The organism is Streptomyces sp. MH60, from assembly GCF_002939385.1.
Taxonomy (GTDB): domain Bacteria; phylum Actinomycetota; class Actinomycetes; order Streptomycetales; family Streptomycetaceae; genus Streptomyces.
On record NZ_MULI01000075.1, the window covers coordinates 22725 to 32714 of the forward strand.

The following is a 9990-nucleotide window of genomic DNA, read 5'->3' on the forward strand; positions in this document are numbered from 1 at the left end:
ACGGCGTCCCCAGCCGCGTGCCAGGCCGGATCGCCGCGCTCGGCCGGGGCCCGGAGTGTCGGGTGGGCCGGTGCGGTCCCGGGGCCGGGGTGCGGGCGCCGGGCGGGCTCTGTGCCCTACCCCTGACGCGGCGCCGGCCTCAGTACCGCGAACCGGGCGCCGTACGGGTCGGCGAGGTGGGCGACGCGGCCGACGCCCTCGATGTCCGCGGCGGGCATTCGCACCGTGCCGCCCAGCTCCGTGGTCCGGGCGACCGCGGTGTCCGCGTCGTCGACCGCGAAGTACGGCAGCCACCCGGCGTCCGTGTCCGCCGGGTCCTCGGCGAGCGGCACCATGCCGCCGAACATCGCCTCCTCGCCCTCACCGGCCGGGTTGACGCAGGTGTAGGAGCCGCCGGGGAAGGAGACGGCGGAGGTCTCCAGGCCGAGCACCGCGCGGTAGTACGCGGCGGCGGCCGCGATGTCCGCCGTGTGCAGCTCGACCCAGCACAGCGCGCCCGTCTCGCCGGCCACGTCCAGTCCGCCGCGCCGCCCCGGCTGCCAGAGGCCGAACGGCACCCCGGCCCGGTCGGCGAGGATCGCCATCGTGCCCTGGTCCATGACGTCCGTCGGCTGCACGAGGACACCGCCGTGCGCCTGCTCGGAGGCCTTGGCGGCGGCCCCGGCGTCCGGGGCCTGGAAGTACACGGTCCAGGACGGCGGGCCCTGCTCCGGCGTCGTACCCATGCCGCCGGCCACGATCCGGCCGTCCAGCTCGAAGAAGCCGTAGCCCCCGGCGTCCGGCCCCGCCGACCGGAACCGCCAGCCGAAGAGGCCACCGTAGAAGGAGGTCGCGCCGTCGAGGTCGGAGGTGCCGACGTCCAGCCAGTTCGGAGCGCCGGTGACGAAACGGGTGGTGAGCATGATCGCCCTCCTCGGAAGGGTCCCGTTGCCTGCTCTGACGAGTCTTCCACCGACCACTGACAACCGCTTCCGCGCGCCGCCGTGCGCCGCCGTGCGCGGCCGAGGACGATCTGATCGGCTGGGGGTGGCGGACGCACGGCGTTGATACCGCGTTGATCGAACGTTTTTCGCCGCCCGGCACGCTGCTGCGCATGCACATCGAGACCACCGCGACGCCCGACCTCAGCTGGCAGGAGGAGGCGTTGTGCGCGCAGACCGGGGGCGACTTCTTCTTCCCCGAGCCCGGCAGCTCCGTACGGGACGCGAAGCGGATCTGTGCCCTGTGCCCGATCCGCTCGACCTGCCTGGAGTTCGCGCTGAGCAACGACGAGCGCTTCGGCGTCTGGGGCGGCCTGTCGGAGAAGGAGCGGCTGGCCCTGCGACGCACCACACCCTGAGCGGCACGCCGCAGCCCCGCGCCCGAGCCGCACGCCGGAGCCCCGACCCCGTACGTGCGCGACGCGGCCTCGGCGGAGGCGACGGTTCACGCAGGACGCCGCCCCCGCGCGGAAGGGGGCGCGGGGGCGGCGAAGGGTGCGTGGTGGCCGGGTGCGGTCAGCCCGCGGCGCGGGCCGCCATCCGGGCCTTGCGCGCCGCCAGCTTCTCGTCGAACTTGGCGGCCTCGGCGTCCAGCCCGCCCATGTACATCCCCAGCTCCTCCTGGGCCGCCTGCCCGTCGGGACCGAGGCCGTCGATCTCCATGATCTTCAGGAAGCGCAGCACGGGCTGGATCACGTCGTCGTGGTGGATGCGCAGGTTGTACACCTCGCCGATCGCCATCTGCGCGGCGGCCCGCTCGAAGCCCGGCATGCCGTGACCGGGCATCCGGAAGTTGACGACCACGTCCCGGACCGCCTGCATCGTCAGGTCGGGTGCCAGCTCGAAGGCGGCCTTGAGCAGGTTCCGGTAGAAGACCATGTGCAGGTTCTCGTCGGTCGCGATGCGGGCCAGCATGCGGTCGCAGACCGGGTCGCCGGACTGGTGGCCCGTGTTGCGGTGCGAGATGCGGGTGGCCAGCTCCTGGAAGGCCACATAGGCCACCGAGTGCAGCATCGAGTGCCGGTTGTCCGACTCGAAGCCCTCACTCATGTGGGCCATGCGGAACTGCTCCAGCTGGTCCGGGTCGACCGCGCGCGACGTGAGCAGGTAGTCGCGCATCACGATGCCGTGCCGCCCCTCCTCGGCGGTCCAGCGGTGCACCCAGGTGCCCCAGGCGCCGTCGCGGCCGAAGAGGCTGGCGATCTCGTGGTGGTAGCTGGGGAGGTTGTCCTCGGTCAGGAGGTTCACCACGAGGGCGATCCGGCCGATGTCGGTGACCTTGGACTGGCCCTTCTCCCAGGCCTCGCCGTCCTCGAAGATCCCCGGGAAGTTCCGGCCGTCGCTCCACGGCACGTACTCGTGCGGCATCCAGTCCTTGGCGACCTGCAGATGCCGGTTGAGTTCCTTCTCGACCACTTCCTCCAGCGCGTACAGCAGCCGGGCGTCGGTCCATTCTGCGGAAGTGCCGAGATGCGGGGAGACGATCGTCACGAATAACTCCAGGGGGACGTACGACGGTGCGGTGCGGCCGGCGAGCGGTGCCGGGAACTTACGGGATCGTAGGCTACGAAACCGTAGGTTACGAGACCGTAGGTTAAAGACGCCGTAAAGGTCGCTGATCAGCTACCGTCCGGCGGTATGCCGAAAGGCCCCCGAGACGCGCAGGTCCGGGGCCGTACGGACGCCCGGCGGGCCGTGTTCAGGCGTACAGCCCCCGCAGCCGGACCGAGAGGCACGTCACACAGCCCTCGAGTTTCTCGAACTCCCCGATGTCGACGAGCACCGGCTCGTGACCGAGGTCGGCGAGCAGCTCCGCCGTCTTCGGCGCGCTCGCCGCCATCAGCAGCTTGCCCCCGCCGAGCAGCACCACGTGCGCCCCCGACTCCTCCGGCACCGGCAGGAAGCGGGGGAACAGCGAGGGCACGTCCGTCATCGGGATGTGCCCGAGCACCGTTCCGTCCGGCAGTGCGGTGACCGCCGACTTCAGGTGCAGCACCTTGCTCACCGGCACCGCCACCACCCGGGCGCCCAGCGGCTCGAACGCCGCCCGCAGCTGCTGGACGCCGGCCGCGTTGGTGCGCCCGCCGCGCCCGACGTAGATCGTGTCGCCGATCTTCAGGACGTCGCCGCCGTCCAGGGTGCCCGGCTCCCAGATCCAGTTGACCGAGCAGCCGAGCCGGGCCACGGCCTCCTCGACGCCGGCCGTCTCCGCGCGCCGCGACTCGGCGCCGGGCCGCGTGATCAGCGCGACGTTGCGGTACATGACGACCGTGTCCTCGACGAAGACCGAGTCCGGGCAGTCGTCCGCCGGGTCCACCTCCAGCGTCTCCCAGCCGTGCGCCCCGAGTGCCTCGACGTAGGCGTCCCACTGCTCCAGGGCCAGGTCGTGGTCGACCTTCTCCCGCTCGATGTGCGTCACCAGCCCCTCGGCGAGCCGGGGGCCGGGGCGGCGGACGAGGGCCTTCTTGCTGGGCACGCGGGACCTTTCGGATCGGCGCGGACCGGCGCGTGTCGGGCGCCGGAGGGGCGGCGCCCGTGACGGGGCGCCGGTTCGCCATCATGCAGCGGGGACCTGTGCGGACGGAACCCCCGTCAGCCCCTCGTAGCCCTCCTGAGATGCTCCGCGGTGCTGGAGCCGCGGGCCGCGAGCAGCTCGCGCGGAGTGCCCTCGAAGAGCACCCGGCCGCCGTCCCGTCCCCCGTCCGGGCCGAGGTCGATCACCCGGTCGGCGTGCGCCACCACCTCCAGGTTGTGCTCGACCACCACGACCGTGTTGCCGGTGTCCACCAGCCGGTCCAGCAGGGCGAGCAGCCCCTCGACGTCCGACATGTGCAGTCCGGTGGTCGGCTCGTCCAGTACGTAGACCGCGCCGGCGCCGGTGCGGTGCAGCCGGGTGGCCAGCTTGATGCGCTGCCGCTCGCCCCCGGAGAGCGTGGAGAGCGGCTGCCCGAGGGTGAGGTAGGTGAGGCCGACGTCGCGCAGGGCGCGCAGCCGACGGCGTACGCCGGTGTCGGAGAAGAAGCCGAGGGCCTGGTCGGCGGTCATCGCGAGCACGTCGGCGACGGACCGGCCGTCGACCGTCAGCCGCAGCACCTCCTCCCGGAAGCGCCGCCCCTCGCAGTCGTGGCAGGTGGTCGTCACCGGGTCCATGAAGGCGAGGTCGGTGTGGATGATCCCGCGCCCCTCGCAGGTGTCGCAGGCCCCCGCCGAGTTGAAGCTGAAGAACCCCGGCTCGGCACCGGTCTCCCGCGCGAAGACCTTCCGCACCGTGTCCATGATCCCGAGGTACGTCGCCGGGGTGGAGCGGGCCGAGATGCCGATGGCCGACTGGTCGACGACCACGGCGTCCGGGTGGGCGGCGGTCAGCTCGGCGACCAGCGTGCTCTTGCCCGACCCGGCGACTCCGGTGACCGCGGTGAGCACCCCGGTCGCGAACGCCACCGTCACCTCCCGCAGGTTGTGCCGGTCGGCGCCCTTGACCCACAGCTCACCGGTCGCCGTCCGCACGGTCTCCTTCACCGCCGTACGCCGCCCCAGGCACCGCCCGGTGAGCGTGTCCGACGCGGCCAGCTCGTCCGGCGTCCCCTCGAACACCACCCGGCCGCCGTCGGCACCGGCCCGCGGCCCCATGTCGACGACGTGGTCGGCCAGCCCGATGACGTCCGGGTCGTGCTCGACCACCAGCACGGTGTTGCCCTTGTCGCGCAGCCGCAGCAGCAGGTCGCCCAGGCGCCCGACGTCCCGCGGGTGCAGTCCGACGCTGGGCTCGTCGAAGATGTACGTCATCCCGGTCAGGCTGGACCCGAGGTGCCGCACGGTCTTCAGCCGCTGCCCCTCGCCGCCGGACAGGGTGGCGGTCTCCCGGTCGAGGCTGAGGTAGCCGAGGCCGATCGCCTCCACCCGCTCCAGTGCGGCCACCGCCGCGGCGGCGACGGGCAGGGCCACCGGGTCGTCGATCTCCCTCAGTACGGCGATCAGGTCGGTGATCTGCATCCGCGCGCAGTCGGCGATGGAGTGCCCGTCGATCCGGGACGCGAGCGCGGCCGCGTTCAGCCGGGCCCCGCCGCAGTCGGGGCAGCGGGCCTCGACCAGGAAGCCGCGCACGAGGTCCCGGGTCTTCTCGCTCATGCCGGACAGGTCCCGCTTGAGGTACAGCCGCTCGAACCGGTCGGCGAGCCCCTCGTAGTCGGTGCTCCACGTCCCGCCCGAGCCGTTGACGGTGACCTTGCTGCCGGCCCGCCCGCGCATCAGGAAGGCGCGCTCGGCCGCCGTGAAGTCGCCGACCGGCTTGCCGGTGTCCAGCTCCTCCGTGTTGGTGTACGCCTGCCCCTGCCAGGTCCCGGCTGCGAACGGCGGGAAGCGGACCGCTCCGCCGGCCAGCGACCTGGCCGGGTCCAGGATCCGGTCCCAGTCGGGCTGCACCCTGCGGCCCAGGCCGTCGCAGCCGGGGCACATGCCCGACGCGTCGTTGAACGAGTACGCCGTCGCCCCTCCGGCGCTCGGGGTGCCGTGCCGGGAGAACAGCACCCGCAGCACCGCGTGGATGTCGGTCATCGTGCCGACCGTGGAGCGGGAGTGGCCGCCGACCGGCCGCTGGTCGACGACGATCACGGGGGTCAGGTCCTCCAGGGCGTCCGCGTGCGGCCGCTCGTATTTGGGCAGCCGGTTGTGCACGAACCAGGTGAACGTCTCGTTCAGCTGGCGCTGCGACTCCACCGCGATCGTGTCGAAGACGACCGACGACTTCCCCGAGCCCGAGACGCCGGTGAACACGGTCAGCCGGCCCTTCGGGATGCGGAGGGTGACGTCCTGGAGGTTGTTCTCCCTGGCCCCGGTGATGCTGATGAACTCGCTCATGCGAGGGACGTTAGGCGGGATACCCGACAGCTTCTGGCGTGATTTCCCTCAGTTCTCCCTCCTCGAACAGCAGCCAGCGCGTGATGCCGAGCGACTCCAGGAACGGCAGGTCGTGACTGGCCACGATCAGCGCCCCCTCGTACGCCTCCAGCGCGCTGGTGAGCTGTCGCACGCTCGCCAGGTCCAGGTTGTTGGTCGGCTCGTCCAGCATCAGCAGCTGCGGCGCGGGCTCGGCCAGCAGCAGGGCCGCCAGCGCCGCCCGGAAGCGCTCGCCGCCGGACAGCGTCGCCGCCTGCTGGTCGGCGCGGGCGCCCCGGAACAGGAAGCGCGCCAGCCGCGCCCGGATCCGGTTGTGGGTGGCGCCCGGCGCGAACCGGGCCACGTTCTCCGCGACGCTCAGCTCGTCGTCCAGGACGTCGAGGCGCTGCGGCAGGAACCGCAGCGGCACGTGTGCCGTCGCCTCGCCCGCCACCGGCGCCAGCTCCCCGGCGACGGTGCGCAGCAGCGTGGTCTTGCCCGCGCCGTTGCGCCCGACCAGCGCGATCCGCTCGGGACCGTGCAGATCGAGGCCGCCCCTCACGCGGGCGCCGTGGGCCAGCTCCAGCTCCCGCAGGGTGAGCACGGTCCGGCCCGGCGGCACGGCTGTGTACGGCAGGTCGACACGGATCTCGTCGTCGTCCCGCACGGCCTCCACCGCGTCGTCGAGCCGCCCCTTCGCCTCGGCGAGCTTCTCCTCGTGCATGACGCGGTACTTGCCGGCCGACTGCTGGGCCGTGCGGGCGCGCAGCTTCATCACCGCCCGGGGCTCGCGCTTGGTGTCGTACATCTTCTGCCCGTAGCGCCTGCGCCGGGCCAGGACGACCTGGGCGTCGGCCAGTTCGCGCTTCTGTCTGCGCAGGTCCGACTCGGCGACCCGCACCATGCGCTCGGCCGCCTCCTGCTCCACGGCCAGGGCCTCCTCGTACGCCGTGAGGTTGCCGCCGTACCAGGTGACCGAGCCGGAACGCAGGTCGGCGATCTGGTCGACCCGTTCCAGCAGCTCGCGGTCGTGGCTGACCACGACCAGCACGCCCGGCCAGGACTCGACGGCCGCGTACAGCCGCCGGCGGGCGTACACGTCGAGGTTGTTGGTGGGCTCGTCCAGGAGCAGGATGTCGGGCCGGCGCAGCAGCAGCGCGGCCAGCCGCAGCAGCACCGACTCGCCGCCCGAGACCTCGCCGACGGTCCGGTCGAGGCCGACGTGGCCCAGTCCCAGCTCGCCGAGCGTGGCGAGGGCGCGTTCCTCGACGTCCCAGTCGTCGCCGACGGTCTCGAAGTGCTCCTCGCTCACGTCACCCGCCTCGATGGCGTGCAGCGCGGCCCGGCGCGCGTCGATGCCGAGCGCCTCGTCGACCCGCAGCGCGGTGTCGAGCGTGACGTTCTGCGGCAGGTAGCCCACCTCGCCGGCCACCCGGACGGTGCCGTCGGCCGGGGTGAGGCGCCCGGCGATCAGCTTCAACAGGGTCGACTTCCCGGCTCCGTTGACGCCGACGAGCCCGGTCCTGCCGGGGCCGAAGGCGACGTCGAGCCCTTCGAAGACGACGGTGCCGTCGGGCCAGGCGAAGGACAGGGACGTACAGGTGAGGGAAGTGGGGGAATGTGACATACGGGTCTCCGCGGTTGCTCGAAGCGGTCAGGGGCAAACGCGTATCGAGACACCGGAAGCGGGCGGCCGCCGTCGGACGAGGGGAGGGCACGAAGGAAGCCCTGCTCCGTCAGGAGGCTGGGACGGCTCGAACGCCGAGGTCGCACGCGGCGTGCACACGTGAGATACGTGTGACGCGGTGTCTCAGGACCTCAGACGAGCAACGTCCTTCTCCAATCGGCGGCAACAGAAGCGATGTCGAACCTAGGTAAGACCCGGTTGGCCTGTCAACGCATTTACGCGCACCCCGAGGAGGCCCCCGTGCCCAACGGCTCGCTCTCACTGCCGGCCCGGCTCTGCCTGCTGGCCTGGGACCCCGCGGGGTCCGACGCCGCCGACACCGCCCGGGTCCACCACCTGGTGCGCGCCGGCGCGCTCACCGAACTGGCCCAGCGCGGTCTGCTCACCGACGACGAGGGCATCGCCACCCCGGCCGACCTGGACTCCCGCACCGGGGACGCCGTCCTCGACGGGCTGCTGGAGCTCGTCCGCGAGTCGCTGCCGCACCGGTGGCGCACCTGGGTGCGGCTGCACGCCCGGGTCACCTTCGACGCCGTGCGGGAGCAGTTGGTGGCCGAGGGGTACCTGCGGGCCGAGAAGAAGCGCGTGCTCGGCGTGTTCCCGTCCGTGGAGTACGTGCTCGCGCGGGCCGCCGTGGCGCGGGCGCTGTGCGAGGAGGCGCGCCTGGTCCTCCGGGGGCCGGTGCCGGCCGGGGAGGTCTCCGAGCGGGACGCGGCCCTGGCGGCGCTGGCGGCCGCCGCCGGACTGGGCCTCCCGGAGGGCACGGTGAGCGGGGCGCGCGGACGGGACCGGTTCACGGAGCTGGCCCGGCGGTGCGCGAGTGCGGCACCCGGCATGCGGAAGGTCGTGAGCGAGGTGTGGGACGCGGTGAGCGACGAGAGCGCGCGGGCACCCGCGTCCGCGCGCGGCTGAGCGCCGTCCGGCACCGTGCGAGCCGGGGGAGGGTCAGCAGCTCCCGCGCATCAGCTCCGCCAGCTCGTGGTCCAGGTCCAGCTGGAGGTGCTCCAGACCCACCGGCACCAGCTCGCCGGCGGCGTGCAGGAACCGGCGCAGCTCGCCCGAGCGGACGTGGATCACGGCGGTGCCCTCGGGCGCGTGGAACTCCAGGACGGTGCGGTCGTAACCGTACGGGCGCACCCGGACGTCGCCGTGGCCGTTCGGCTCCCGCATCCCGGTGATGAGCAGCTCGCGGGAGAAGGTCCAGCAGACCTCCACGCCCTCCAGGGTGGCCGGGGCCGGGAAGGTCATGCGCACGGCGAACGGGTCGGCCCGGTCGTAGTGCAGGGTGGCGGGGATGTTCGGCATACGCGGCGCGGCGGCGACGAGACGCGCCTCGACGGGCTGATCGATGACGGTGGACAACGCCTTGCTCCCTCGTGACGGCTGGACGGGCTTCGCGGGTGGTACGGGCCGGGCACTGGAAGAGACGTCGGAATCAGCCCATCCGTGCACACGACGAGCGAGTGACCTCTGTCACCGCGTTCATGCCCGGGAACGATCAGGAGTGACACGTCTCTCCTCCCGTGCCCCGCGGGGCACTTGCGGGCACGCCTCGCACCACGCGCGCGAGCGGTCGCGGCCCTCTGGACGGCGCGCGGGCCGTGGGCTAGCTTCGCCCGCCATGAGGCGCTTGGGAAGCACGCGACGCACGGTAGGGTCCGTTCGAGCCGGCGGCAGGCGGACGGGGCGGGTGGCGCTCGCGGGGGCGGTCTGCGCGGCGGCGCTGGCCGCGCTGACCGCCGTACCCGCCCAGGCGCACCAGCGGCCGCAGTGGGACGTGAAGGACACCGGGGTCTCCGACGTCCGGTTCCGGGGGCTCGCCGCCGTCAGCCGGCACACCGCCTGGGTGGCCGGTACCGGGGGCACGGTGCTGCGCACCACCGACGGCGGCGGCACCTGGCGCGACGTCTCCCCGCCCGGCGCCGGTGAACTGGAGTTCCGGGACATCGAGGCCTTCGACGCCCGCCGGGCCGTGGCCCTGTCCATCGGCGAGGGCGAGGCGTCCCGGGTCTACCGCACCGACGACGGCGGGGCGACCTGGACCGAGTCCTTCCGCAACACCGACGCGCACGCCTTCTACGACTGCCTCACCTTCTTCGACCGCCGCCACGGCCTCGCCATGAGCGACCCGGTGGACGGGAGGTTCCGCATCCTGTCGACCAGCGACGGCGGCCGCACCTGGAAGGTGCTGCCCGCCGCCGGGATGCCGGCCGCGCAGGCGGGCGAGGCCGGGTTCGCGGCCAGTGGCCAGTGCCTGGTCTCCGCCGGGCCGAGGGACGTGTGGCTGGCCACCGGCGGGGCCGCACGCGCGCGCGTGCTGCACTCCGCCGACCGGGGGCTCACCTGGACGGCCGCGGACGCCCCGGTCCCGGCCGGCGACCCCGCCCGCGGCGTCTTCGGCCTCGCCTTCCGCGACCGCGCCCACGGCCTCGCCGTCGGCGGCGACTA

9 protein-coding genes are annotated in these 9990 nt (G+C 73.2%); 3 read left to right on the top strand and 6 right to left on the bottom strand.

Features of this window, described 5'->3' with window-relative positions; all coding sequences use genetic code 11:
* Nucleotides 1–116 precede the first annotated feature (116 nt).
* Nucleotides 117–902: a VOC family protein gene (locus tag BZZ08_RS31355; protein WP_104635594.1), complete on the bottom strand. Its 786-nt coding sequence runs from the start codon at nt 900–902 to the stop codon at nt 117–119.
* A 191-nt stretch (nt 903–1093) separates the two neighbouring features.
* Between BZZ08_RS31355 and BZZ08_RS31360 the strand changes: the two genes are divergently transcribed.
* On the top strand, nt 1094–1339 hold the full coding sequence (locus BZZ08_RS31360) for a WhiB family transcriptional regulator (protein ID WP_104635602.1): 246 nt from the start codon (nt 1094–1096) through the stop codon (nt 1337–1339).
* Between the two features lie 157 nt (nt 1340–1496).
* On the opposite strand, the gene BZZ08_RS31365 is transcribed toward BZZ08_RS31360, so the two are convergent.
* The 4 genes from BZZ08_RS31365 to BZZ08_RS31380 form a co-directional block, all read right to left on the bottom strand.
* Complete coding sequence (locus BZZ08_RS31365; RefSeq protein WP_104635595.1) at nt 1497–2471, bottom strand: acyl-ACP desaturase; 975 nt, start codon at nt 2469–2471, stop codon at nt 1497–1499.
* A 208-nt stretch (nt 2472–2679) separates the two neighbouring features.
* The gene (gene ddaH / locus BZZ08_RS31370; RefSeq protein ID WP_104635596.1) at nt 2680–3456 is read right to left on the bottom strand and encodes a dimethylargininase; all 777 of its coding nucleotides are present in this window, start codon (nt 3454–3456) and stop codon (nt 2680–2682) included.
* A gap of 116 nt (nt 3457–3572) precedes the next feature.
* The gene (locus BZZ08_RS31375; RefSeq protein WP_104635597.1) at nt 3573–5837 is read right to left on the bottom strand and encodes an ATP-binding cassette domain-containing protein; all 2265 of its coding nucleotides are present in this window, start codon (nt 5835–5837) and stop codon (nt 3573–3575) included.
* Nucleotides 5838–5847: 10 nt separating this feature from the next.
* Nucleotides 5848–7482 (bottom strand): ABC-F family ATP-binding cassette domain-containing protein, encoded by a 1635-nt coding sequence (locus BZZ08_RS31380; protein WP_104635598.1) that lies wholly within the window; start codon nt 7480–7482, stop codon nt 5848–5850.
* A gap of 300 nt (nt 7483–7782) precedes the next feature.
* Between BZZ08_RS31380 and BZZ08_RS31385 the strand changes: the two genes are divergently transcribed.
* The gene (locus BZZ08_RS31385) at nt 7783–8454 is read left to right on the top strand and encodes a GOLPH3/VPS74 family protein (protein WP_104635599.1); all 672 of its coding nucleotides are present in this window, start codon (nt 7783–7785) and stop codon (nt 8452–8454) included.
* A gap of 33 nt (nt 8455–8487) precedes the next feature.
* Here the strand turns inward: BZZ08_RS31385 and BZZ08_RS31390 are convergent, their stop codons facing one another.
* Nucleotides 8488–8904: an SsgA family sporulation/cell division regulator gene (locus BZZ08_RS31390; protein ID WP_104635600.1), complete on the bottom strand. Its 417-nt coding sequence runs from the start codon at nt 8902–8904 to the stop codon at nt 8488–8490.
* A 328-nt stretch (nt 8905–9232) separates the two neighbouring features.
* On the opposite strand from BZZ08_RS31390, the gene BZZ08_RS31395 reads away from it, so the two are divergent.
* A partial coding sequence (locus BZZ08_RS31395; RefSeq protein ID WP_104635601.1) for a WD40/YVTN/BNR-like repeat-containing protein occupies nt 9233–9990 on the top strand: 758 nt, incomplete at its 3' end.